The following is a 25,095-nucleotide window of genomic DNA, read 5'->3' on the forward strand; positions in this document are numbered from 1 at the left end:
TCTGTTGCCTAAAATATTGAGAGGTCAATCATGAATGGAGCATTTCAAGAGCGCCCCAGCCGCGACACGATACAAGCCGCGCTCAGTTTTATCCCGCCGGATGATCGTGAGGTGTGGCTTAAAATCGGCATGGCACTCAAGGCAGAGCTTGGGGACGATGGTTTAGACTTGTTTGACACATGGAGCCAGCGGGGAGAAAGCTACGCACTAGATGCCGTTCAACAAGTCTGGAAAGGCTTTAAGGCAGGCGGCAAGATCGGTATAGGGACGTTGTTGTATGAGGCCAAGCAACGCGGCTTTAATCTCAAAGATCATAAGCCTGCACCACCTGTTTCAGCAGAAGAGGCAGAGCGCCTGCAACGTGAGCGGCAACAGCGTAACGACGACGAACAGGCAGAGGCAGAGCGCCTGCAAACCCTTGCAGCAGAGAGTGCCGCCAGCGCGTGGGGCAAGGCAGTAACAAACGGTGAATCGCCCTATCTGACCAACAAGAAAATAGCTGCCCACGGCATCGGGTTTGCCAAGGCGGTAGCTGGTCACACGGTGCTAATTCCAGTACGCGACCAACACGGCAAGCTGTGGAACCTGCAACGCATCTTTGCTAACGGTGACAAACGCTTTTATAAGGGCGGCAAAGTGACTGGCTGCTTTCATACCATTGGCGACGTGGCGGTGTCTGAATGGCTGTTAGTGGCAGAGGGCTACGCGACAGCCGCAACGCTACATGAAGCTACGGGGTTTGCAGTAGTGATCGCATTCAGCGCCCACAATCTCAAGCAGGTAGCAGGCATCATGCGAGAGTGCTACCCCGATAAACGCATGCTCATTTGTGCTGACGACGACAGCGAAACAGAACGCACCACGGGCAAGAATACAGGCGTAGCCGCAGCGACCGAGGCGGCATCATTGGTGAATGGAGTGTGGTGCAAACCCACAGGCTTTCAATACGGCGGTAACGACTTTAACGACCTCATGCATTCCTCTGGAATAGACGAAGTTAAACAACAAATTGCAACGGCAATGCAATTGCCAGTACCGATACCAGTAACGACACCAGCACTGATACCAACAACCAACGAAGCCACAAGCAATCCACCACAACCCGACCAGATCAACGCACAAGCAACGATTGCCACACCGTTGATACTTGACAAGGCAAGCACAGAAAAACCGCCTGCCAAGCCGCGCCAAACCAACAGCCGCAAACCCGCCGGTGAAGGGCAATCATTGAAGCCATTTTTTATGAATCATCCGAATGGTGAGGGCGTATTTTTCCACAACTTCCATGAGGGTGAACCATTACCTGCTTTAAAAATCTGTTCGGCCTTAGCCGTGATTGCGAAGACACGTGATTCTGCAAACGGCGAATGGGGTTATCTATTGGAATTTAACGACCCAGACGGGCATAAAAAACGATGGTCGATGCCAGCAAAAATGTTGTCCGGTGACGGTACACAATACCGCGCTGATTTACTCTCAATGGGCTTGATGATTGAACCTGGCCTCAAGGTAAAAAATCATTTGACCACGTACATACAAACAGCCGATGTAAGCAACCGTGTGCGCTGTGTTGACCGTACTGGCTGGCATGGTGATGTGTATGTGATGCCTGACAAAACGATTGGTGATGGCGACGAGCAGGTACTGTTTCAGACAGTGGGCGGCGCAGTGTCGCCATTCAAACAGCGTGGCACGTTAAAAGAATGGCAAGCCAATATCGGAGTGCATTGCCGTGGCAATTCCCGCATGTTGTTTTTTGTGTCTACCGCATTTGCTTCTATTTTGCTTCATCATGGCAACGTGCCTAGCGGTGGTTTCCATATTTGGGGCGATAGTTCTACCGGAAAAAGTACGGCGGTAATTATTGCCGGTTCGGTCTTTGGTGGTGTGGATTATAAAAAGAGCTGGCGGGCGACTGACAATGCGTTAGAGCCAACGGCGCAGCAATACTCTGATGCATTGCTCATACTCGATGAACTGGCGCAAGCAGACCCTAAGACAGTCGGCAATGTGGTGTACATGCTAGGCAATGAAGCTGGAAAAGGGCGAGCTACACAGAACGCTACCGCAAAGCGCATTGCCACATGGCGGCTACTGTTTGTAAGCGATGGCGAGATACCCTTATCAACCCACATGGCAGAGGCCGGTAAGACCATCAAAGGTGGGCATGATGTCAGGATGGTGCATATTAACGCCGATGCTGGTAAGGGTTTAGGTGTGTATGACACTACCCATGATTTTGCAGGTGGTGCGGCCTTGTCAGCTCACTTAGTCAAGATGGCGCAGCAGTATTACGGTGTTGCAGGATTGACCTTCATCGAGTGGGCAGTATCGCAATCAACGGGTTTGCGTTCTATCTTGGAACAGGAGATAAGCGATTACATGAAAGTGATTTGCCCAAAAGACGCCCACGGCCAAGTATCAAGAGTCGCTATGCGGTTTGCGCTAGTCGGTGTGGCTGGCGAGTTAGCGACCGCAAGAGGTATTACAGGCTGGTCAACGGGGGAGGCAAAAGAGGCGGCAATCACTTGTTTTAATGATTGGCTTGCCAGTCGCGGCGGCGCTGGTGATCTGGAGCATGACCGCATGTTGTCTTTGCTACCTGATTTTATCCGCGTTCATGGTGGTGCGCGGTTTGGCTGGAAGCATAGAGAAATGGATGACCATGCACCTAAGATCATTAACCAAGCAGGTTTTAGGCGCATGGTCAGCAAGGGCGGCAATCCGATTGACAGCAATACAGACCATCACAAAGAGTATGGCGATAAAGTACACCCAGACGAATCAGACGGGGCAACGGTTGAATACTTTATCGATCCCAAAGTATTTAAGGACGAAATCTGCAAGGGCTATGATGCCAGAGCGGTAACAGCCAAGCTAGTTGCAGCCGGTGTGCTAGAGCTAGGTAAAGATGGCAAGAGTAGCAAAACTTTTCGATATGCTGGCACGACGAATCGGTATTACAAAGTATCAAGCGAAAAGCTGGGGGAACTGTATGCTTGATTGATACTTAACAAACCGCCTCACAAAACAGCGTAGCGACCGGCGGCGCGGCTTTTGGGGTGTGGTGGGTGAGTCCCCATTGCGCGGTAAAAATCAGACATTCATTGTATCAATACCAATAAACATGGTCTTAGTGCAATGAATGTCTTTTTTGTTTTAACTTTGATATCGTTTATATTCATTTTTAGTAAATTAATTCAGAATAAGAAGTACGTGTAACACCTGTAACACCTTTTTTTATTCTGTAACACCTTCGAGGTGTTACGCTAAGAGTCAATACCAGTAAGGCTTTCAAGAGAATTGATGCCCTCTGTAACACCGTAACACCAAAAAAGTAAGCTAGCGAGATTTAATGCACAGGTAAGCCAATGATCTTCTGGCGTGATTTTAGATGTCAATATCATGCGGGTTTGCAGATCAAAAGCCTAGTGCGGGTGCATGTAGGTAGATTGGCGTGACGGGAGGGGCGGTGCAATCCCTAAGCAATTTCAAAAGCAAGACCGGCTTGTAACAGTATTTTTGTGCACGCATGTTTTGAGGGTGGGGGGTATGCCATGTATTTGTTATAAAGCAACATTTAAACAAACCAACGTAAGTAGCTAAGCGCAAACCCAAAATCAAGACAATCTCACAAAGCAACAGTTTTACGATATCATCGCCACGGTTTTTTTATTAACGCAGACTAAGCGGTTTTTGAGGTCAAATAGGCAATAAATCAGGGGTAGCATTTCGTTTTGACGGTACTAGTGACGGTACTTGCGAATTTCCAAAATGCAATGTCATTGATTTATAAGGGTTTTTTGTAAGACTTCTATTCCGGCCTCGACCAAATTAATCTGTAATAAAACGACCCGTCTTCTGGTTTCAGAAGCACGGGTTTTTTTATAACTGCTAGACTGAGTTTTTCACCTTGATGAGAATAGAGATGGAAGCAACCAAAGTCATTGAATTTGAGCGCCCGCAGATGGACTTGGGGACGAGTTGCACGGCTGCTGCCTGGGCTCGTATACCTGAGGCTCCTGGCTTGGCAGAAAAAGAAATATTGAAGTCGCGCATCAAGCAGCTATTGCGTGAGAAAGAAGCGGTTTTGGTAGCGCATTATTATGTCGATGCTGACTTGCAAGACCTTGCTGAAGAAACTGGTGGTTGTGTTTCTGACTCTTTAGAGATGGCGCGTTTTGGGCGTGATCACTCAGCAAAGACTTTGATAGTCGCTGGCGTTAAGTTCATGGGCGAAACCGCCAAAATACTGAGCCCTGAAAAAACGATCTTAATGCCCGATCTGGATGCAACATGCTCGCTGGATCTTGGCTGTCCTGCGGGTGAGTTTGCAGCATTTTGTGATGCGCATCCTGATCGTACTGTCGTCGTGTATGCCAATACCAGTGCTGCGGTGAAGGCGCGTGCGGATTGGATGGTGACTTCGAGTATTGGTTTGGATATCGTCGCGCATCTGCATGCGCAGGGTAAAAAAATTCTATGGGCTCCTGATAAGCATTTGGGTTCGTATATTCAAAAACAAACCGGTGCTGATATGTTGCTGTGGCAGGGTTCGTGTCTGGTGCACGACGAATTTAAAGGCATTGAGCTGGATATATTGAAGGCAGAGCATCCTGATGCCAAGGTCTTAGTCCATCCAGAGTCACCTGCTGCAGTCGTGGCATTAGCGGATATGGTCGGCTCTACCTCGCAAATGATCCATGCAGCGAAAACCATGGACGCTACTGAGTTTATCGTGGCAACAGATAACGGTATTTTGCATAAAATGCAGATGGCAGCCCCTGGGAAAAAATTCATCGTCGCTCCAACTGCGGGTAATAGTGCTACCTGTAAGAGTTGCGCGCACTGTCCTTGGATGGCAATGAATGGCCTGCGTAATTTATTGCAAGTATTAGAGCAAGGGAATAACGAAATTCTGGTCGATCCTGCCGTGAGTGTAAAAGCCAAATTGTGTATCGACCGTATGCTTGATTTTGCAGCAGCGAAAAAAGCGAATGTGCGCCCGGGCGCTGATTTGGCTCAAGAGCAAAAACTATTTTCGGGTATAGGTCCAGCATGACTCATTCAATAAGTAATCTTAAAAATCCGTTCGAGCCATTCGATGCGGACTTGATGGCAGCCTTTGAGCGCAATATCAGCACAGCCTTGGCGGAAGACGTCGGTACCGGTGATCTGACGGGCTTACTGGTGCCAGACCAGCAGTTAGTGCAAGCCCAAGTAATTGTGCGCGAAGAAGCTGTTTTGTGCGGTGCGCCGTGGTTTGATGCTGTGATGGAGCGCCTGGATGCAAGAATTAAGATTGTGTGGATGGCAGAGGAGGGGGCGTTGATGCTTCCGAATAGTCTGGTCTGTAAGATCACAGCGCCAGCCCGGGCGTTATTGACTGCCGAGCGCAGCGCACTCAATTTTTTGCAATTGCTATCTGGCGTGGCTATGGCAACACGTGACTATGTGCGAATCATTGAAGGCACAGCCGCAGCGATTTTGGATACCCGAAAAACCTTACCTGGTTTGCGTCTGGCTCAAAAATATGCAGTGCGTGTTGGTGGCGGTCAGAATCAGCGTCTGGCTTTGTATGATGGGATTCTGATTAAAGAAAATCACATCGCAGCAGCCGGCGGCATTGAGGCTGCGATGCAGGCTGCTCACGCCTTGCAGGCGGATGTCAGCATACAAATCGAGGTGGAAACGCTAGATCAGCTCAAACTCGCGCTAAAAGCGGGAGCAACGTCGATTCTATTGGATAACTTTACGACTGACATGATGCGTGATGCAGTCAATCTGAATGCCGGACGCGCATTGTTGGAAGCATCTGGTGGCGTCGATAAAAGTTCTGTGAGGGCGATTGCTGAAACCGGTGTTGACAGGATTTCGATTGGTAGCCTGACAAAAGATATCAAGGCTATTGATTATTCTTTGAGAATTATCTAACTTATTGCCTATACTCCCCCTTATTTTTAAAAAAATACCCTTATTGCCCAGAGACTACTTGAACAATTTTAATTACTGGGTGGGAGTATTAATTTATTGGTTTTATGCTTTAGATTTATTTTTGCAAAAAAAGCGCCGCAAATTCGTTTTGATACGAACTTGCGGCGCTTTTTTATCCGGTGAGCTTTGTTATTTTTTCCGTTTAGGCGATAGCACGGTAGGCAAGGCTTTCGGTAAAGTGTCCGGATAATCACGACTAAAATGCAGGCCGCGGCTTTCGCGGCGAGACAGTGCGCTATTCACGATCAGCGAGGCGACATCAACCAGATTGCGCAGTTCCAGCAAATTATTTGTAATGCGGAAATTAGCGTAATACTCATCGATTTCTTCTTTCAATAAACGTATCCGGTGTTTTGCGCGCTCCAGTCGTTTAGTGGTGCGAACGATGCCGACATAATTCCACATAAAGCGACGCAGTTCGTCCCAGTTGTGAGCGATGACGACTTCTTCGTCTGCATCCGATACACGGCTTTCGTCCCATGCCGGTAAGTTGAGAGACGGTCGTAATTCTTGTGCCGCGATGTCTTGCGCCGCAGCTTTGCCGATAACCAGGCATTCCAACAAGGAATTGCTGGCTAATCGATTGGCGCCATGCAGACCGGTGTAGGCGGTCTCTCCTACGGCGTATAAACCAGGCAAATCTGTTCTGCCGGTCGTATCGGTCACAATCCCGCCGCAGGTGAAATGTACTGCAGGTACCACGGGAATGGCTTGCTTAGTAATGTCGATACCCAATTCCAGGCAGCGGGCATAAATCATTGGGAAGTGTTCTTCTAAAAATTCCGGTGATTTATGCGTGATATCGAGCTCTACAAAATCTAAACCACGTTTTTTCATTTCGAAATCGATCGCTCTTGCGACCACATCGCGCGGTGCGAGTTCTGCCCGGCTATCATGATCTAGCATAAAGCGCGCACCTGCGCTGGCACCTGCCTCTGCTGGCAACTTTAAGATGCCACCTTCACCGCGTACCGCTTCAGTGATCAGAAATGATTTGGCATACGGATGATATAAACAGGTCGGATGGAATTGCATAAACTCCATATTCGCTACGCGACATCCAGCACGCCATGCCATCGCAATGCCATCCCCCGTCGCGGTGTCTGGATTGGTTGTATACAAATATACTTTGCCAGCGCCGCCCGTCGCCATGACTGTGTGTGGCGCCTCAAAGGTGTGGACTTTACCCGTTTTGACATCTTGCACGTACAAGCCTAAACAGCGCGGTGTCGCCGATGTTTCTCCCAGCTTGGCTGAGGTGATTACGTCGATCGCGTAATGATGTTCAAACAAACTGATGTTCGGATGCGCCCGAACTTTTTGTTCCAGTGTCTGTTGTACGGCATGGCCTGTGGAGTCAGCAGCATGAATAATCCGTCGTTGACTGTGACCGCCTTCGCGCGTCAGGTGGAAGCCTAATTCAGCATCGTCGTCACGCGTAAATGGCACACCTTGTTCGATGAGCCAATCAATTGCTTCGCGTCCGTGTTCAATGATGTAACGGGTTGCACCTTCATCACACAAACCACCGCCAGCGATCAGCGTATCTGAAATATGCTGCTCGTGACTGTCGTGCGAATCCAGGACGGCGGCAATACCACCTTGTGCCCAGTCACTGGCACCATCGAGTAAAGCACGCTTAGAAATCACCGCAACTTTGCGGGTCTTAGCGAGATGAAGCGCGACTGATAAACCTGCTAAGCCACTACCTACAATTGCGACGTCAAATTTCATTTGGATGACCGTTAATTCAAGCACTAGCTTGTACTGCACTAAAAAATATCTTAACTAAACTCACCATGTTGAATTTATCGAATTTAGTTATCGGGATAAAGCGGGTTGTTTTTTTGCGTTGGTTGGTTTGTTTGTTTGTTTGTTGCGTTATTCATCAACAACCACAGGTTTCACTTTGGCAGCAGCAGCTTTCGCCAGCACGCGCGCCGTATCGGTATCCGCCGCAGTGGCTAGAGCAACACCCATGCGGCGGCGACTAAATGATTCTGGCTTACCGAATAAACGGATATCGATGCCTTCCACTTGCAAAGCTTCTGCCACACCTTCAAACGCAATTGCTTTGTGATTATGCTGACCGTAGATTACCGCAGATGCCGCGGGCGTGCGCAGCGCTACGTTAACCGGCAAGCCGAGGATTGCTTTGGCGTGTAACTCAAATTCATTCTGGACTTGGCTGGACATCGTCACCATGCCGGTATCATGCGGACGTGGGCTGACTTCAGAGAACCAGACCATGTCGTTTTTCACAAATAGTTCGACGCCAAATAAGCCAAGGCCGCCAAGATCGTCCGTGACTTTTTTAGCGATATCACGTGCACGCTCTAATGCCTTACTGTGCATAGCTTGTGGCTGCCATGATTCGACATAATCGCCTTGTACTTGCACATGGCCGATAGGCTCGCAGAAATGGGTTTCGACTTCTCCGTTGCTCCCGATCGAGCGCACGGTCAACAAGGTGATTTCATATTCGAAGTCGATGAAACCCTCAACAATCACGCGACCAGAATTGACGCGACCACCTGCTGCAGCGTAGTTCCAGGCGGCTTCCACTTCTTCTGCACTATCAATTTTTGATTGACCTTTTCCTGATGAGGACATCACTGGCTTGATGATGCACGGAAAGCCGATTTCGCTTGATGCTTGTTGTAATTCAGCGAGACTATCAGCGAACCGGTATGGTGAGGTTGGCAGGTTTAAGGTCTCAGCCGCCAGGCGCCGGATGCCTTCACGATTCATGGTCAGCCATGCGGCGCGAGCAGTCGGGATGACGCGCGTTTTGCCGGCCTTCTCAAGCTCCATTAACATGGTGGTGGCAATCGCTTCGATTTCCGGCACGACTAAATCGGGCTGCTCTAACTCAATCAAGCGAGCGAGTGCTGCGCCATCAGTCATGTCAATCACGTGCGCTCTGTGCGCAACCTGATGTCCCGGCGCATTTTCATACCGATCTACTGCGATAACTTCGACGCCAAGACGCTGCAAAGAAATAATAACTTCTTTACCGAGTTCGCCAGAGCCAAGCAGCATAACTTTAGTTGCGGTAGCAGATAAGGGGGTGCCGAATCGTTTGATCGTTTTCATGGTCATTTGGAATAAAGAGATTGAGTGAGGATAATAAGGATCGCCGAGCTAATTTTTGCGCTTTAGATTGTGTATATGCCGGTGGTTCAATTTGGTGCCGAACCAAATATTGTCAAACAACATCTGCAAGCACGCCGTATTCGAGTGCATTTTTAGATGCGATGATGGTGTAAATCAATTATTTGAAATTATACTTTTGATTTGAAGAAGAAAACCCAAGAAGATTGTAGGGAAACGCTGCAAACCGCTTGACACAAGGGTTTCCGGCTTGATTTAATACCGGATGCAGATTTTCTGCTTGGCGTGATCGATGCCCGACCAATAAATAATCGAATACATCATCGCGGAGTTAAATTGGACTTTTGTGAGGGGGACGTAAGTGAATAAAACTGAATTGATCGAACACATTGCTAACACGGCTGATATTTCCAAAGCAGCATCGGCACGAGCATTAGATGCAATTATTGGTGCTGTAAAAACGACATTAAAAAAAAGCGGTACTGTTACTTTGGTCGGTTTTGGTACGTTTACAGTGGGTAAACGCGCTGCTAGAATAGGCCGCAATCCACGTACTGGTGAGGCAATTAAGATCAAAGCAGCCAAGGTTCCTAAATTTAAGCCTGGCAAAGCATTGAAAGATGCTGTAAACTAATGGACTTCGTGACGCGGTGATAAGCGTCACAAGTATTGGCAGTAGATGGTTGGGGCGCTTAGCTCAGTTGGTAGAGCGGAGCCCTTACAAGGCTTAGGTCGGGAGTTCGAGCCTCTCAGCGCCCACCATGATTGTCAATATAAGTTGTATCAAATAAGGAGTGGTAGTTCAGTTGGTTAGAATACCGGCCTGTCACGCCGGGGGTCGCGGGTTCGAGCCCCGTCCGCTCCGCCAATATAAAAGAAGGCATATAACTTAATGGTTATATGCCTTTTTCCTTTTGTATTGCTAATAATATCTCCGTGGTCTGCTGACCGCATTTCTTCTTATAAATACTCAATCAAATTATTTGTTCACTAAGTCAAAAAATCATTTACGACAATTCGATATAACAAGCGTGCATTAGGATAAGCTAATAGTGTGAATACCTATATTTTAAACACTCAGCTAAAAATGGGAAAAGAAAATAGGATTTTTTTACCTAAGATTTAAATTTGTAACAGTATTACCTATATTAGCGAAGCAAAAAAACGCCATTCTAAATACAAAATTGTTCAATATCCAGATAAAAAATCTTAATCTGATTCTGGGAGTAAGCGACAATCTCAGACGATGCGTAAATGCGCTTCTACAAAATGATCCAATAGGTTACAAAGTGTGCTCGGTAATGCTGCATCATTGATATCGATAACCACTTAATATTAGGACTAACGTAAAACACCATGTGTAATTTCTAGTAGTCCTTATCGAAAGAAAATAATGCGCTTTGCATTTGCAGGATGCGATAGAGATCTTCCCTTATTTCAAACCTGGATCGCAGAGGGTTGGGAGCCGGTTAAATTATTCTCCGTACCAGAAATTAATCATCTCAGTACTAACAAAGATTTGCTCGCGCTTGCGCAAGCTAAAAAAAATTCTATTCAGCTCTCTCGTATGAACGAGCACGATCTTGCTGAGTTAAACGAGATGCAGTGTGACATCTTGGTCGTTGGCAGTTATAACTGGCGTATTCCAGAATGGAAAAACTATTTGTCGTACGCGATTAATTTTCATCCTGCGCCGTTGCCGATGGGGCGCGGTCCTTATCCTATAGTGAACGCGATTTTGCAATCACATAAAACCTGGGCGGTTACTTGCCACAAAATCGCACCGGATTTTGATACTGGCGAGATACTCGATAGCGAAGTCTTCCCGCTTTTGCCACATGAGATTCATGATAGTTTGGAAATCAAAATTCAGATCGCAAAGAGCAAGCTGGCAAGTCGTATTGCCAAGAATTTTCCAGCGCTCTGGCAAGACGCGCAGATACAAACAGGCGGTGAGTATTGGCCGCTGTTCAAAGATGACGATAAAACTATCGACTTTGCTCAACCGGTTTACAACATAGACAGGCAATTACGTGCTTTCGGCCCGATTGAATGTATTGCGCGCATTAACGACAATAAAATTTTAATTAAAGCCGGATACGTCTGGCCAGAACCACATAGCCATGTGCCAGGACAAGTCATACACGTCAGTGGAAAAACAGTCGTCATCGCCTGCAAAGATGGTTTTCTTGCGGTGACGGATTGGTATTCGGTGTAAGTACAACAAGTAGGTTCTGCTAGCGATTTATTTTTGGCTCGTATGCATTGTTCACAACGCTTAAAAGCGGTAGCTGATGCAGCAAGTGATGGGATTGTTTAGCAGGGAAAAGAATTTGAAGAGAACAGAATTGATAAGATCAGCCAGATGATCATTTTGGACGTGGTGTTGAGCTTTTAAAACTTAACACCACGTTGTTACATCTACAGTACGCAGGGCGCACCTTAGCCTGGATAATTAACGCAAACGCATCAGTATCCGCAATACGTACCAGAACATCATCGCAACAGAGGCAAACAATTGCAGCGCAGCGCCGACATAGCGGTCTTCCGGATAATGGTTGATCACATTGGAAGCGTCATACAAAATAGCTGCACCTGCTAAGCCGACCATCGCCACGCTAAAGAACAAACCTAACTGGAAACCAAAAATAGCGCCGCAGACGATCAAGATCAGCGCCATAATTCCGCCCCATTTCAATAGGCTGCCAAGAAAAGAAAAGTCTTTACGCGACACATACGCTACACCGACCAGACACACAGTCGCCAAAATCGTGATCAAGCCAGCGTCAGAAATCGCACCTGGCGCAATGGTGTTGGCAATTACCAGCATCGGTACAAAAATAATCGCTTCTGCCAGCACATAAGCACCCAGCGCAGCGTATTGCAGAGGCACGCTTTCAACGGTATGCGCTGCACGTGAAGCCAGCCAGCCGACGAGCATAAACGCGCCCATGATCACCAGCCAAGGCAAGCCCAACATCGCTTTTGCCAATACTTCAGCGATCCCCGTTTTGAACAAAATAACCTCGATTGCAGTGAACGCAAGAATAGCGCCGCCGAGGTGATTAAAAGTCTTACTAATAAAACGCTCACGCGCCGGACCATAGCCTTGTTGGGTGCTTGTCAGTTCCATGAATTTCCCTTTTGGATTTATGTTTTCTATGTTTGTACATTGTTGCAGTCAACTGTGCTGCAAACTACTGATGCAATCAATCACCTGTTAAAAGAACAAGTCCCTCATTCTACAACAGGCCATTGTGCCTTTTTGTTTAATTGCATCGCGGTTTTAACTACGAAGTAGCAAGTGAGATTTACTTCGCAGACGATTCAACTGGCTTTGGCATAAGATGAGTTGTCCACAATACGCTCAATATCTTCCATTTGCCCTCGCTAGTTTTCATCATTTGCCAAGTCTCGACACCATAGTTTTGTACCTGATCATTGAGTAAAAACTCGTAGTCGAACATGACCCAGGCGATATGTCCGTCTTGCGTGATTTGGATATTACTAAATTTTTCGTCCAAAGCACCTTTTTCGCTACCGATAAATTGTGCAAAGTTAGCGTAGCTGCCTGTCGCGGTGCCATCAAAACTTGCATCAAATTTCTCTCGCACGTTTTTTACCATTTCTGGTGAGCTGGGAGATTCGAACATGATTTTTGAATTGAGCATCAGGCTCGATAACATCTTCAAATCCTTGCTGCGTACTGCTGCTTGAAAATCTTGTGTTACCTGTGTGATTGCCTGTATATCCTCTGGCGTACTGCTGCGTAAATGCACTGGCGGACTGTCAGCAAAGGCAGAAAGTGAGGAGAGTAAAGTACAAGTTAAAACCGCTGCAGTGAGATGTCGGATCATGGGAGGACTTTCGTTGGAGAGTAAACGCAAATCGTAGGTGATCTCTGCTGGTAGATCAATACAATTTTGATTTTTGGCGTAGCGCGAATCCAGGCATTTAAATTAGATGAGAGGACTGTTCATGAACCTCAGTAAAGAACTCCTTCCCTATTCAGGCAAAAAAGAGAGCGTTTGACTGAGCGTTTATAGGATTTTCCTTAACACTAATAAATGTAAATTAAATATACTCCCCATCATTTTTAATTAATATGCCACATTGTCCAATAATCATATGGACAATTAAAATATACTAATTGGGAGTATATTTGGAAGTGTAAATGTGAGTATAGATAGAAGTAAGTAAGCTAATAAGTCTTGAATCACAGAGCCACAAGCTACTCTGCGTCATCGATATCAGCTATTTTTTATACGCTATCTGATGATGAAATGATTGAATGAATTAGAATGCCAGGCAAGCGATGCGTTGTCACGATGACCCACATCAATGTTTGAATAATCTGACGACTCTTTACAAAGGAATCTCTCAATGGCTGGCGCAAGTCTTTTAACACTACTCGACGACATAGCAACCGTACTCGATGATGTGGCATCCATGACCGGTATGGCAGCAAAAAAAACCGCCGGGGTGTTAGGCGATGATCTTGCCTTAAATGCCGAACAAGTGAGTGGCGTCCGAGCTAGTCGTGAGTTGCCTGTGGTGTGGGCAGTTGCTATCGGCTCCTTAAAAAATAAATTGATTTTGGTGCCGATGGCTTTATTGCTAAGCGCATTTGCGCCTTGGGCGATTCCTCCGCTGTTAATGTTAGGTGGCGCATATCTGTGCTATGAAGGTTTTGAAAAAGTAGCCCACAAGTTTTTACATAGTGATGCTGAAGACAAGGCACATGAAGCGGAAGTGTTAAGTGCAGTGATGCAACCCGAAGTGGACATGGTCGCATTTGAAAAAGACAAAATCAAAGGTGCAATTCGTACCGACTTCGTACTCAGTGGTGAAATCATCATCATCACCTTAGGTGCCGTCGCAGAATCTGCATTTAGTATGCAAGTTGCGGTGTTGTGCGCGATTGGACTGATCATGACGGCCGGCGTGTATGGCTTTGTCGGTCTAATCGTTAAGCTTGATGATATTGGCTTGTATCTGAAGATGAAGGAGGGTAGCAAAGCCCTCAACGGCTTGCGCCAGACGACTGGTAACGCCTTGCTGGCATTTGCGCCCCGCCTAATGAAGTCGCTCACTGTGATCGGTACGATCGCTATGTTTATGGTGGGGGGCGGCATTCTGACGCATCAGATTCCCTTTGCGCATCACCTGATCACCGATCTCACCGCAGCGGCCAGCAATGTGGGTAGTTTGGGTGGTCTGGTCACGACGATCTTGCCGTCCTTGCTGAATACAGTTGCAGGTTTGATCGCAGGTGGTTTGGTGTTGTTGGTGGTTAGTACATTACAAGCGCTGTATAAAAAATTGAAACCGCAAGCCACTGCTGGATAAAGTGAATTGAATTTAATAGCGAAATGCATTGAATAGTTCAAGCTTGGTTCAAAGTTAGGTAGCACATGCGCTCAATTAAACGCATGAATGACAGCGCAGTGTGCTACCAGCGAGTTGATCGACAAGCGACTTTATTTTTTCAAGTAAGTAGTCTGCGGAACGCTTTCTTTAAGCAACTTATATTGTGCATCTAGCGTCACTTGATTTGGATCGTGGCCGGCATGCGGTACCAGGACAAACGCTTTTTTCGGTGCGGTGATGCTATCAAAATACCGTTGTGCTATCTCTGGCGTGGATAGCAAATCCTCTACTCCCTGGACGAGGAAAAATGGCACGTCAAACTGAGTCCCCAGTTTGGGTAAATCGACTTTTGAAAACATCCCGTCGCCATTCATTCCCACAAACTGAACGAAAGAATATTCTTCACTCTCTTCAAAGTCCGCGAGTATTTTTGGCGTTGAATACGCTGCCGCGGGTACCCACCAGTTGGCTGGCGGTGGAGTACTGACCTTCGCTTCATATTTGCGCAGGATGCGGCGCACGATGCCAAAGTTACGCGGATTTGTCCAAGGTGGAGCGCCCATGGTATCGAGTATCGTGAGCGTCGCCTTATCATCTGTGGCGCGTGCCAGCGCCTGTAGTTTGGAATATGTCGCGGTCTGGTTATCGCGATAACTCACCACTTGCGCAGTACCGATATACGCTTGAAAAAGTGCCGGTTGCGCTTTGACCATGTACACACCCAATATAGAGCCCCACGATCCGCCCATCAGGATGAGCTTCTTTTGCCCTAAATAATGGGTCAGATAAGCTGCCAGTTCGACGCCATCATTGCTCAATTGCTCTAACGTCAGTGTCGCGCCAGCTGCTGGTTTGTTCTCACCATAAGTTAAGCCTGCGCCACGCTGATCCCATAGCACCAGCGTGAAATCATTCTCCCAGTCAGCATACATGTTCGCTGCATAAGGTGTGAGAGGATTGCCGGGCCCACCATGCACAATCAGTATCACTGGATTAGCGCAGCTATTTCCCTTGATCGTCACCCATTGTTTGATCCCGCCAATAAGGACGAACCGTTGTTCATTAATTTTTTGTGTCTTTGATTGGCATACCAATGGCGGTATTTTGTCTGATGCCGTTGCCGTGCTTGCGGTGCCGCTTTGCGCTTGTGCGAGCGAAGAAAACAAAGTAACGGCGCTGGCGCACAATACACAAAATACAGCAGATAGTTTTTGCATTAGCTACTTTCGAAACGATGCCATTCATATGGAAGACAGCAGGATTGATTGCGTATTTTTACAGCGCGGTCTTATCGTCTCAGCGTTGCAATCTTAGTTGATCGGTGACGATAATGATCACTATTTTCGATCAAAAATTGCAATCAAAAATTGCGATCGATCCTCTTCCAAAAAGGTTGTACAATGCGGCCGTCTCGAGCTGCTTGATATAACAAACCGACGGTGACTACCACCACGATGGTGAATGCAATCGCAGAACCTTCAATGCCAAAAGCGCCGCCCGTCATCCAGTCCGGCCCATTGATTTTGCTGATCCATAAGCCATTGCGTACCGGATGACCAGACACCGCTACCGAAAAGATACCGCCTTGAAAAAAATTCCACGCGGCATGCATTGCCACACACATCCACAATCTACCAGTCAGCATAAAAGCAGACGCGAGCCATAAACCGGCAGCGGTGATGCTAGCAAAGCCTAGTACCGTGATGTTGTCGTTCACCAGATGCATGGCACCAAAGAGCACCGCAGATGCTAACAAGGCTAACCAGCTTCCCAATGATTGCTGAACAATGCGGAAGAATACGCCACGCAGAAGTATCTCTTCTACCAATCCAATCGTCAGATGCATCAACAGAGGGATCAAAATCACAGTCCATGAGGATGTGGCCGTGATCTGAAATCCGCCCATCAATGCGATGATGCCCACGGTGACGCACACCATCAAACTACCGAGTAAAAAACCAACGCCAAATTCTTTTGTCAACCCACGCAAAGACAGCTCGGTAACGGCACGTTGTTCGATCTTGCGTACATACATTGCATAGCAAAGATAGCCAATGAGCGCGCCAGTCAATTGTCCGAGTTTGATAAATAATTTGTCGTCGAACAGCTTCGATGAGCCGGCCTGTATTAATAAAAACGGTAACATGAACGCGATCAGCGCAAGCACAATCCGTATCAGAGGGAAGCGCAAAATACGGTGACCAAGTGGGAGGGTGATGCCAGGTTGTAGGATGCTGGAGGACATAGAAGTGTCTCTTAAAAATAGTCGTGGACGGGATGAATAAAGTGAATAGCCGCGACTGTAACCTCCACCCTTTTAGCAAACAAGCCTTATGCGACCAACTGCAGAATACGCAGGATGGGTTGTCGATCGTTGTGATTTACCTGAGAGGAAGGGGCGGCTAGCGCATGGCGGGGTGGGGTATATGTTTCTGTAATTTCCGCATATTCTGACAAGGATATGTTGCTCAAGCTTGATGAGTGATCTAGATTTAATTGAATCACAAAAAAAAGATTTATTTTGGGGATTAGATCTTTTGTGATTTCGATGATTTTGAAATTAAGTGTCTGTCAATATTCGTAATATGATGTTGGGTAACATAGGTTCTTTTGCTGTAAGAAATTTTTCATACTGATCCCCGTTTATTTTGAGGAGCTACTAATGATCCAACTATTCGCTCGTACTGCATTGCTGATGAGCTTATCCGTTTATGCCTCAATTGCGTACGCGCAGACTGAAAAAACGATGGCCAAAGCCGCTCCATCTAAAATATCTGGCACCGGATTTAAGACCGTCGCTTCAGCGTTGGAGGCGGTCAATGCAAAGCCTGATGTATCGGTCAATACCACGCCTGACGCATGGACTATCATCACCGAGGCTGATGGGATGACGATCTGGTCGTTCACACCACCAACTTACCCGGCCTATCCCGCAGTAGTAAAGCGGACGTTAAAGAATCGGTCGAACGGCGATCTTTACGTCGAGATGGGCGTGTTGTGCGAGGCGAAGAAAACTATTTGTAATAAGCTGGTTAAAGACTTCGAGAATCAAAATAAAAAAATGACGAAGCAGGTTAAAGAGGGCGTTAAAAATGCTCCGGATCAAAACTGAGACAAGCTGATTATGAACCGTTGAAGACGAGATTGACTAAGAAGAGTTTATAGATAGGACTTACGCAAAACCGCCCCGGCTGTGTCGTAGCTCCTAGCTGTACTCAAGTACTATCTTCGTCGCTACGCCTTGCCGGGATAATTTTGCGTAAGTCCTAATTGACAAATTAAGTAAAACTTCTCTATGCATCTTTAGAGATGATCCGTATTTTTCACTGGAAAGTGGCAATTTCTGCATTCGCCTTGCTTTCCTTGCAGTTGTCTACTAGCATCGCAAATTCTATTTCTACCGCCATCGCTGCCGCTACTATCATGCCTGCTCTGCCTGAAATGCAAGAATTGGAACGCATCCTGACCCTTGGGCGAGGGCATCTGGAGGCGTCGGTTGCTTGCGAGGTGAGTGTCAAACATAAACGCTTTCCGGTCTACAAACTTTGTCTGGGCAATCCTGATCCTGCCGTGCCGGCGATAGGGTTTTTTGGTGGCATTCATGGTTTGGAGCGGATCGGCACTCAGGTCTTGTTAAGTTTTTTGCGTGGTCTGATCTCGCGGCTGGCATGGGATAAAAGTCTCCATCATATGCTGCAAGACGTGCGTCTGGTGTTTATGCCGTTGATTAATCCGGGCGGAATGTGGCAGGCGACACGCAGCAATCCACAGGGCGTGGATCTGATGCGTAATTCTCCGGTAGAGGCGGCGGATAAAGTGCCTTTTTTGTTGGGTGGCCATCGTATCAGCCGCCATTTGCCTTGGTATCGAGGTGTTGCCGGCGCGGAGATGGAACTAGAAAATCAAGCTTTGTGCAAAATCGTTCAGGATGAATTGTTAAGTCGTCAGTTTAGTATCGCAGTTGATTGTCATTCGGGCTTTGGTTTGCGTGACCGGGTATGGTTTCCACATGCGCATAGTGTGCATCCAATCGAGCACATCGCCGATATTCTCTCGCTGGAAGAATTGTTTCAGCAAACTTATCCCAATCATCGTTATCTGTTTGAGCCTCAAAGTCTGCAATATCAAACCCACGGCGACATCTGGGATTATCTCTATTTACAGGCGCAGCAAGATCCTTCTAAAACTTTTTTGCCGTTTACTCTAGAGATGGGGTCATGGTTGTGGGTGAAGAAAAATCCGCGCCAATTATTTTCGCGTCACGGCATGTTTAATCCGGTGGCCGAGCATCGCTTACAGAGGGTGTTGCGTCGCCATACGGTCTGGCTGGATTTTTTAATGCGGGCGACTTGTGGTCACGAGCATTGGCTGACCAAAGGACCGACACGTTGCCGTGTTCAGGAGCGGGCTGTGGCGCGCTGGTATCGGCCATGAAGAGATCAGCCTGATGGCAAGCTGGGTGTTGCTACGAGGTTTGATGCGAGAGCAGCGTCATTGGGGTGACTTTCCTCAAATGTTTCAAGTTATTGCGGCTGATGCTGCCGTAGTGACTTTAGATTTTCCGGGCAATGGACACTTGTGCGAACAAGTCAGCGCGACCAGTGTTGAGGCAATGGTCGAATCTGTTCGTCTACAATTGTTGGCGTTGTCTCATCCACCTCCTTATCACGTCGCCGCCTTGTCACTTGGCGCGATGGCGGCGGTGGCCTGGAGTCGTTTGTATCCGGGCGAAGTCGAGAAGATGGTGCTGATCAACACCAGTCTGGCGCCGCACAATCCGTTTTATCATCGCCTGCGTCCCCAAAATTATCCTGCGTTACTTGGTACTTTACTGCGTGGCGCGGTCGAGCACCGCGAGGCGCTGATTATGCGTATCACCAGCAAGCAAGCAGACACGCAGCAAGCTCCGGCGCTGTTAAAGCGATGGGTTGCTTATGCTGAGGAATATCCTATTCGCCGCGGCAATATCCTGCGGCAATTGGCGGCGGCGCTGCGATATCGCGCACCTTATGCCGCGCCACCAATGCCGACCTTGTTGCTTGCGGGTTTGGGAGATGACTTAGTCAATCCAGCATGCTCTCGCCAATTAGCAGAGTTATGGAGTTGTGAGATCAAACTGCATCCAAGCGCCGGGCATGATTTGCCATTGGATGATGCAGGGTGGGTGATGCAGCAAATAGCCAATTGGTTATCTACCCAACGCTAGTTTGAATAGTCTTACCGGACTTCTGCGTAGATGGCTGTTCAAATAAAATTGGGGAGATTGATCCAATTAAATTAAACCTAAATTACCAAGCGCGTCATCCCATCACAGCCTGGGATCCGGTATCGCATCGTCGCTGGTCATATAGAGTTACACTCAAACCCAATCTTTGCATAGTGATTGGATCGGTCATGATAACTATGCTCGAAAATATACTCCCATCTAGTAAATGTAAAGTGTCCATATAATTATTGGACAATAAGGGGGAATTTATAAAAATAAGAGGGAGTATATGAAATATCTCGGATTTTTTTGAGTTGAAATTCTCTATTTGTCTGCATTGATGCCAGTACTTCGCAGACTTGCTGTATGGAAAATGGTGTGACACTCAGCAATGATGAGAATGATGTTTGATTGTCGTTAGCCAGTCATAAATCATTCTTACACTTGGGCTATTTATTTTCTGTCGAGAATCGTCATGCTCAAGCGTCCAAGTCAACTAGCAAAATTATTAGTCAATCAATCGACAGCTGAATTGGTCAAGCCAAAAATAGCGCCCCCCGCAACACAACCCATCATTCAGCCTACGCGTGCAGCAGCGACTAAGCCATCCATTCAACGCCGTCATCTCTTGCAAGGCATTTTGGCAGGTGCGGCAAGTGTTGGCATGGTCGCCAGCGCTGAAGCACAAACCAAACCTGTGCGTGCAGTCGCTGAAGTCAGTATCGATAGCGCTAAATGGTCGCCGCGTAACAGAGAGTTGATCGAAGCGCTAATCGCTAAACATGGCAATACCTCGAAAAAGTACTCTGCTAAGCGTCGTCCTTATGCCGTGTTTGATTGGGATAACACCAGCATCATGAATGATTGCGAAGAAGCTTTGTTGATGTATCAGATCAATACCTTGTCCTTCAAACTGACACCAACAGAATTCTCAGCGATTATTCGCCAAAATGTCCCTGTTGGAAAATTTATGCCTGACTACAAAAACGCGGCAGGCGATGTCGTGGATTTGGAATCGATTTGTAGCGATCTGGATGCCGATTATGCATTCTTGAATGCGAATTTCAAACTCATGAACGGCAATAAATCGCTGGAAGAAATTACCCAGACAGAACAGTTCCAGGATTTCCGTGCCAAGCTGTATTTCTTATATGAAGCAATTAATGATACTCATGGTGTTGCGGTCGGTTATCCATGGATTATCTATTTCTTCACCAATATGAGTATTGCCGATTTGAGCAAATTAGCGGAGGCATCCAACGACGCCAATCTGGGTATGAGTCTGACCAAGACCAAATATACGAGCCCACTTGCTTTGTCTGGTAAGGCCGGTGTGATCATGACTAGTCATTTCCATGGAATACGTTTGGCGACCGAGATCGCCAGTTTGATGAGCGCGTTCCGCACACATGGTATTGACGTTTATGTCAGCACCGCTTCGTTGGAAGACGTTGTTGCCGTGTTTGCGACTCAACCCAAATATGGTTTTCATGTTGAACGTCAGAACGTATTGGGATTGCGTTTAGAGAAAGACGGCGAGATCTTTAAAAATGTCTATCGCAAGAATTGGCCGATCAATTGGGGACCAGGAAAATCCGAGGTGATCAAGCGGGAACTGGTCGCGAAGAAGGGCTATGGTCCGATCTTTGTTGCTGGTGATAGCGACGGTGACTACGATATGCTGCGTGATTTTTCAGATACGGAATTGAGTCTGGTCGTGAACCGGCTTAAAAAAGGCAAGATCGGAGAATTGTCTAAACAGGCGGCCGACAATTTAGCTCAAGCGCATCCTCGCTTTGTTTTGCAAGGTCGCCAGGAATCAACGGGTAATTGGCTGCCGGCAGAAACCACGATTAAGTACGGTAAAGCCGTAGCTGCGTTGCTAGCGTGAGGAGTTGCGCTAGCGTTAGGTTGCTTGATGATCAGGGCTAATTGACTTTAGCGAGTTTGGAAGAGACCGATAAATGCATAATTTCTCGGTCTTTTTCTTTGATGTGAAGTAGTCGATCAAGTGCATATGCCAATGTCGTTGAGCTTCCTGTGGTATAGACAATTAACTTGGTTGCAGCATCAACTATGGAGTGAGACTTTGAGCCTGATGCTGTTTTTGTATCCGATGCTGCTTTTGAATCTGATACGGTCTCAGTCGCGTGTTTACTGCTCGCCAACAAGCGTGTTAATTGTTTGCTGACCGCTTTGCCGGTGTCGATTAATTTCACGCTCGGTTGTGGGTTGCCGGTTTTGAATTCAGCAATAATTTTTAAAATCAGCTCAGCGACAAACGGGTAGTGGGTGCAGCCAAGTACGATCGTATCTGCACCTTGTTGCAATAACGGAGTCAGGTATTGGTGTAGCAGGCGGACAGTCTCTGCTGAATGTAGTTCGGCTTTTTCGATCTGATTGACTAAGCCTACGCAGGCTTGTGAAAAAAACTGTACTCCGGTTTCTGCCGACAACTGATCGCGTAGTGCAGTGAACTTTTCACTTTGCAGGGTCGCTTGGGTCGCTAATACACCGACGATACCGTTTTGACTTTGTTGTGCAGCAGGCTTTAAGCCTGGCTCTACACCGACGAGGTTCAGATCGGGATACGCCTGTCGTAAGGCTTTAATCGCCGCGGCAGTGGCGGTGTTGCAGGCAACTACCAGCGCCTTACAACTATGTTCAGTTAAGAATTGGGCGACCGCAAGACTACGTTCTACGATCAGCGATTCTGGTTTGTCACCATAGGGCGCAAAGCCCGAATCGGCGAAGTAGATCACATGTTCGTGGGGAAGGTCTTTACGGATATGCTGAAGTACCGACAGACCGCCGATACCAGAATCAAATACGCCTATGGCTGCATCAATTTTTACGATCATAGGCGTATTTTGACTTGAGAGATTTAAATTAAGAATTTGCGACTGGGATAATGCCGATCTTGGCTTGCCATTCTTTTGGACCGGTGTTGTGCACCGAGGTACCGTTAGAATCGACCGCAACAGTCACAGGCATATCGACTACGTCAAATTCATAAATCGCTTCCATACCCAAATCGGCAAAGCCGACCACGGTGGCAGTTTTAATTGCTTTCGAGACGAGGTAAGCCGCGCCGCCCACTGCCATCAGATAGGCTGATTTGTGATTTTTGATGGATTCGATTGCGGCCGGGCCGCGCTCTGCTTTACCAATCATCGAGATCAGTCCGGTTTTTTCCAGCATCATGTCGGTGAATTTGTCCATCCGTGTCGCGGTGGTAGGACCTGCAGGGCCAACAGCCTCGTCGCGTACCGGATCGACCGGACCAACATAATAAATGACGCGGTTTGTGAAATCGACTGGCAAGCTCTCGCCTTTGGCCAGCATGTCTTGAATGCGCTTATGGGCAGCATCGCGACCGGTTAACATTTTGCCGTTGAGCAGCAAAGTCTGGCCCGGCGTCCAGGATGCGACTTCTTCTTTGGTCAGAGTATTGAGATCGACGCGTTTGGATTTTTCTGTATCCGCTGTCCACTGCACTTTGGGCCAGGTAGAAAGCGATGGCGGATCCATATAGACCGGACCAGAGCCATCCATTACAAAATGCGCATGGCGTGTCGCCGCGCAGTTAGGGATCATTGCGACTGGCTTCGATGCTGCGTGAGTCGGATACATATTGATCTTGACGTCCAGTACGGTAGTCAAACCGCCGAGACCTTGGGCGCCGATGCCGAGGGCATTGATCTTGTCGCAGAGTTCAATACGCAGCTCTTCCGTTTTGTTTTGTGGGCCACGCAGCTTTAATTCATACATGTCGATGTCTTGCATCAAGGATTCTTTTGCCATCAACATGGCTTTTTCTGCAGTACCACCAATACCGATACCGAGCATGCCCGGTGGACACCAGCCTGCACCCATGGTCGGGACGGTTTTCATCACCCAGTCAATCAGAGAATCGGACGGATTGAGCATGACAAATTTAGATTTGTTCTCAGAACCACCGCCTTTGGCTGCGACCTGAATATCAATCGTATTCCCCGGTACCAGCTCCATATGGATCACAGCGGGTGTATTGTCTTTGGTGTTTTTACGGTCGAACAATGGATCAGCGACGATCGATGCGCGTAAGACGTTATCTGCGTTGGCATAACCCTGACGCACACCTTCATTCACGGCATCCGTGATGGAAGTGGTGAAACCTTCTAGGCGCACGCCCATACCAATTTTCATAAATACATTGACGATGCCCGTATCCTGGCAAATCGGACGATGGCCTTCCGCGCACATACGCGAGTTGGTCAAGATTTGTGCGATTGCATCTTTGGCTGCAGGACTTTGTTCTGCTTCATAAGCACGTCCCAGATGGGCAATGTAATCGGCAGGATGGTAGTAGCTGATGTATTGCAAAGCAGCGGCAACGGATTCGATCAGGTCGTCTTGTTTAATGACTGTCATGATATGGCTCTTGGCTAGGTAGAAAAATCGGTGTGATCAGCTTAAAAAATAATGGTGCATTGATATTGATCTATATTCTTCATTACCGTGTGCATGACGATTCTTTGTTGGTCATTACACGCGTGAAGTGCTATCGATCGTCTTAATGGCTGAGCTTTTTATGTGTTTCGTTATGCGTCTTAGTCAGCAAATTATCGCAGTAGGCAATTGACAGTGCGGATAATAAGAATGCGATATGAATGACTGTTTGTGCAATGAGTGTTTTTGGATCATAAGCGGACGCATTAATAAACGTTTTCAGCAAATGAATAGAAGAGATGCCAATGATCGCCATTGCCAATTTGACTTTCAACACCGTTGCGTTGACATGCGATAACCACTCTGGCTGGTCCCTGTGACCCTCAATGCCAAGCCGAGAGACGAAGGTTTCATATCCGCCAATAATCACCATGATCAGCAAATTAGAAATCATCACAACGTCGATCAGGCCAAGTACCACTAACATGATCGTGGTTTCATTGAGTTTGGTAGGGCGAGTTGCATTGGTAACGCTGACAGCATCCAAAATGTGATCAAGTGCCGATTGGTTACCTAAAGCAGCGCCGACTAAATCGCTGAGTTCAACCCAAAAATGAAATACATAGACTGCTTGCGCAAGTATCAATCCTAGATACAGAGGTAGTTGCAACCAGCGGCTAAAAAAAATTATGCCGGCGATAGGAGAAAGTTTGTGCGGTGCGTCAGGTTTTGACATAGTCGGAATCGTAAGTGGTAAAAAACTGAGTTAGCCCGTATTTTACACGGCGATAGCATGATTGGTGAGTGCTGGTTTCGGCGAATTTTCCGACCGTAAGGCTTAAGTAAGTCTCTGCGCCTATGGTATGAGCTGTCGTTATGTACTGTTGTCTTGCGCCAATACTGCAATGTTATCTATTGTTTGCCGATCACGCTGTTAGCAATAGACCGCATCTACTACAATTATGATGCCGATGAACATT

General features: G+C 47.3%; 19 protein-coding genes and 2 tRNA genes. 12 read left to right on the forward strand and 9 right to left on the reverse strand.

What is annotated here, in order from left to right; translation table 11 throughout:
• Positions 1-30: 30 nt before the first annotated feature.
• The 3 genes from RGU72_RS05505 to nadC all read left to right on the forward strand — a co-directional run bounded on the left by RGU72_RS05505 (position 31) and on the right by nadC (position 5,934).
• The gene (locus tag RGU72_RS05505; protein WP_322118776.1) at positions 31-3,003 is read left to right on the forward strand and encodes a DUF927 domain-containing protein; all 2,973 of its coding nucleotides are present in this window, start codon (positions 31-33) and stop codon (positions 3,001-3,003) included.
• A gap of 925 nt (positions 3,004-3,928) precedes the next feature.
• Positions 3,929-5,062: a quinolinate synthase NadA gene (gene nadA / locus RGU72_RS05510; RefSeq protein WP_416200101.1), complete on the forward strand. Its 1,134-nt coding sequence runs from the start codon at positions 3,929-3,931 to the stop codon at positions 5,060-5,062.
• A complete protein-coding gene (gene nadC / locus RGU72_RS05515) occupies positions 5,059-5,934 on the forward strand; it encodes a carboxylating nicotinate-nucleotide diphosphorylase (protein ID WP_322118777.1) in 876 nt (291 codons plus the stop codon). Before nadA ends, nadC begins: the two co-directional genes overlap by 4 nt.
• 189 nt (positions 5,935-6,123) lie before the next feature.
• Here nadC and nadB read toward each other — a convergent pair whose 3' ends face one another.
• Both nadB and purT read right to left on the reverse strand, forming a co-directional pair.
• On the reverse strand, positions 6,124-7,728 hold the full coding sequence (nadB, locus tag RGU72_RS05520) for an L-aspartate oxidase (protein ID WP_322118778.1): 1,605 nt from the start codon (positions 7,726-7,728) through the stop codon (positions 6,124-6,126).
• 147 nt (positions 7,729-7,875) lie between these two features.
• On the reverse strand, positions 7,876-9,090 hold the full coding sequence (gene purT, locus RGU72_RS05525; protein WP_322118779.1) for a formate-dependent phosphoribosylglycinamide formyltransferase: 1,215 nt from the start codon (positions 9,088-9,090) through the stop codon (positions 7,876-7,878).
• A gap of 379 nt (positions 9,091-9,469) precedes the next feature.
• On the opposite strand from purT, the gene RGU72_RS05530 reads away from it, so the two are divergent.
• From RGU72_RS05530 to RGU72_RS05545, 4 genes are all read left to right on the forward strand, one after another.
• Positions 9,470-9,742 carry an HU family DNA-binding protein gene (locus tag RGU72_RS05530; RefSeq protein ID WP_322118780.1) on the forward strand — a complete coding sequence of 91 codons (273 nt, stop codon included), beginning with the start codon at positions 9,470-9,472 and terminating at the stop codon, positions 9,740-9,742.
• 52 nt (positions 9,743-9,794) lie between these two features.
• A tRNA-Val gene (locus RGU72_RS05535) sits at positions 9,795-9,870 on the forward strand.
• Between the two features lie 29 nt (positions 9,871-9,899).
• A tRNA-Asp gene (locus tag RGU72_RS05540) sits at positions 9,900-9,976 on the forward strand.
• A 525-nt stretch (positions 9,977-10,501) separates the two neighbouring features.
• Positions 10,502-11,326, forward strand: coding sequence for a formyltransferase family protein (locus RGU72_RS05545; protein ID WP_322118781.1), 825 nt, complete (start codon positions 10,502-10,504; stop codon positions 11,324-11,326).
• A gap of 237 nt (positions 11,327-11,563) precedes the next feature.
• On the opposite strand, the gene RGU72_RS05550 is transcribed toward RGU72_RS05545, so the two are convergent.
• Together RGU72_RS05550 and RGU72_RS05555 are read right to left on the reverse strand one after the other, a co-directional pair.
• Positions 11,564-12,241 carry a Bax inhibitor-1 family protein gene (locus tag RGU72_RS05550; protein ID WP_322118782.1) on the reverse strand — a complete coding sequence of 226 codons (678 nt, stop codon included), beginning with the start codon at positions 12,239-12,241 and terminating at the stop codon, positions 11,564-11,566.
• A 178-nt stretch (positions 12,242-12,419) separates the two neighbouring features.
• On the reverse strand, positions 12,420-12,965 hold the full coding sequence (locus RGU72_RS05555) for a YybH family protein (protein ID WP_322118783.1): 546 nt from the start codon (positions 12,963-12,965) through the stop codon (positions 12,420-12,422).
• Between the two features lie 526 nt (positions 12,966-13,491).
• On the opposite strand from RGU72_RS05555, the gene RGU72_RS05560 reads away from it, so the two are divergent.
• Complete coding sequence (locus RGU72_RS05560) at positions 13,492-14,457, forward strand: DUF808 domain-containing protein (protein ID WP_322118784.1); 966 nt, start codon at positions 13,492-13,494, stop codon at positions 14,455-14,457.
• A gap of 131 nt (positions 14,458-14,588) precedes the next feature.
• Here the strand turns inward: RGU72_RS05560 and RGU72_RS05565 are convergent, their stop codons facing one another.
• Complete coding sequence (locus tag RGU72_RS05565) at positions 14,589-15,695, reverse strand: alpha/beta hydrolase (protein WP_322118785.1); 1,107 nt, start codon at positions 15,693-15,695, stop codon at positions 14,589-14,591.
• A 143-nt stretch (positions 15,696-15,838) separates the two neighbouring features.
• Complete coding sequence (locus RGU72_RS05570) at positions 15,839-16,723, reverse strand: type II CAAX endopeptidase family protein (protein ID WP_322118786.1); 885 nt, start codon at positions 16,721-16,723, stop codon at positions 15,839-15,841.
• Between the two features lie 417 nt (positions 16,724-17,140).
• Here RGU72_RS05570 and RGU72_RS05575 point away from each other — a divergent pair, with 417 nt between their 5' ends.
• From RGU72_RS05575 to RGU72_RS05590, 4 genes are all read left to right on the forward strand, one after another.
• Positions 17,141-17,590: a hypothetical protein gene (locus tag RGU72_RS05575; RefSeq protein WP_322118787.1), complete on the forward strand. Its 450-nt coding sequence runs from the start codon at positions 17,141-17,143 to the stop codon at positions 17,588-17,590.
• Positions 17,591-17,901: 311 nt separating this feature from the next.
• Positions 17,902-18,912 carry a M14 family zinc carboxypeptidase gene (locus RGU72_RS05580; protein ID WP_322121565.1) on the forward strand — a complete coding sequence of 337 codons (1,011 nt, stop codon included), beginning with the start codon at positions 17,902-17,904 and terminating at the stop codon, positions 18,910-18,912.
• Positions 18,872-19,684 carry an alpha/beta hydrolase gene (locus RGU72_RS05585; protein ID WP_322118788.1) on the forward strand — a complete coding sequence of 271 codons (813 nt, stop codon included), beginning with the start codon at positions 18,872-18,874 and terminating at the stop codon, positions 19,682-19,684. The genes RGU72_RS05580 and RGU72_RS05585 overlap by 41 nt, the downstream gene beginning before the upstream one ends.
• Positions 19,685-20,294: 610 nt before the next feature.
• Positions 20,295-21,575, forward strand: coding sequence for a haloacid dehalogenase-like hydrolase (locus tag RGU72_RS05590; protein ID WP_416200153.1), 1,281 nt, complete (start codon positions 20,295-20,297; stop codon positions 21,573-21,575).
• A gap of 37 nt (positions 21,576-21,612) precedes the next feature.
• Here RGU72_RS05590 and murI read toward each other — a convergent pair whose 3' ends face one another.
• The 3 genes from murI to RGU72_RS05605 all read right to left on the reverse strand — a co-directional run bounded on the left by murI (position 21,613) and on the right by RGU72_RS05605 (position 24,851).
• Positions 21,613-22,545 (reverse strand): glutamate racemase, encoded by a 933-nt coding sequence (murI, locus tag RGU72_RS05595; RefSeq protein ID WP_322118790.1) that lies wholly within the window; start codon positions 22,543-22,545, stop codon positions 21,613-21,615.
• A gap of 28 nt (positions 22,546-22,573) precedes the next feature.
• Complete coding sequence (locus tag RGU72_RS05600; protein WP_322118791.1) at positions 22,574-24,097, reverse strand: fumarate hydratase; 1,524 nt, start codon at positions 24,095-24,097, stop codon at positions 22,574-22,576.
• Positions 24,098-24,239: 142 nt separating this feature from the next.
• A complete protein-coding gene (locus tag RGU72_RS05605; RefSeq protein WP_322118792.1) occupies positions 24,240-24,851 on the reverse strand; it encodes a TIGR00645 family protein in 612 nt (203 codons plus the stop codon).
• Between the last annotated feature and the right edge of the window lie 244 nt (positions 24,852-25,095).

The sequence above is a fragment of the Undibacterium sp. 5I1 genome (assembly GCF_034314085.1).
In the GTDB taxonomy this organism is placed as follows: domain Bacteria; phylum Pseudomonadota; class Gammaproteobacteria; order Burkholderiales; family Burkholderiaceae_D; genus Undibacterium.

Coding starts and splice junctions, on each gene's coding strand:
- RGU72_RS05505 (WP_322118776.1), top strand. CDS start 31: ATGAATGGAGCATTTCAAGAGCGCCCCAGCCGCGACACGATACAAGCC.
- nadA (WP_416200101.1), top strand. CDS start 3,929: ATGGAAGCAACCAAAGTCATTGAATTTGAGCGCCCGCAGATGGACTTG.
- nadC (WP_322118777.1), top strand. CDS start 5,059: ATGACTCATTCAATAAGTAATCTTAAAAATCCGTTCGAGCCATTCGAT.
- nadB (WP_322118778.1), bottom strand. CDS start 7,728: ATGAAATTTGACGTCGCAATTGTAGGTAGTGGCTTAGCAGGTTTATCA.
- purT (WP_322118779.1), bottom strand. CDS start 9,090: ATGAAAACGATCAAACGATTCGGCACCCCCTTATCTGCTACCGCAACT.
- RGU72_RS05545 (WP_322118781.1), top strand. CDS start 10,502: ATGCGCTTTGCATTTGCAGGATGCGATAGAGATCTTCCCTTATTTCAA.
- RGU72_RS05550 (WP_322118782.1), bottom strand. CDS start 12,241: ATGGAACTGACAAGCACCCAACAAGGCTATGGTCCGGCGCGTGAGCGT.
- RGU72_RS05555 (WP_322118783.1), bottom strand. CDS start 12,965: ATGATCCGACATCTCACTGCAGCGGTTTTAACTTGTACTTTACTCTCC.
- RGU72_RS05560 (WP_322118784.1), top strand. CDS start 13,492: ATGGCTGGCGCAAGTCTTTTAACACTACTCGACGACATAGCAACCGTA.
- RGU72_RS05565 (WP_322118785.1), bottom strand. CDS start 15,695: ATGCAAAAACTATCTGCTGTATTTTGTGTATTGTGCGCCAGCGCCGTT.
- RGU72_RS05570 (WP_322118786.1), bottom strand. CDS start 16,723: ATGTCCTCCAGCATCCTACAACCTGGCATCACCCTCCCACTTGGTCAC.
- RGU72_RS05575 (WP_322118787.1), top strand. CDS start 17,141: ATGATCCAACTATTCGCTCGTACTGCATTGCTGATGAGCTTATCCGTT.
- RGU72_RS05580 (WP_322121565.1), top strand. CDS start 17,902: ATGCCTGCTCTGCCTGAAATGCAAGAATTGGAACGCATCCTGACCCTT.
- murI (WP_322118790.1), bottom strand. CDS start 22,545: ATGATCGTAAAAATTGATGCAGCCATAGGCGTATTTGATTCTGGTATC.
- RGU72_RS05600 (WP_322118791.1), bottom strand. CDS start 24,097: ATGACAGTCATTAAACAAGACGACCTGATCGAATCCGTTGCCGCTGCT.
- RGU72_RS05605 (WP_322118792.1), bottom strand. CDS start 24,851: ATGTCAAAACCTGACGCACCGCACAAACTTTCTCCTATCGCCGGCATA.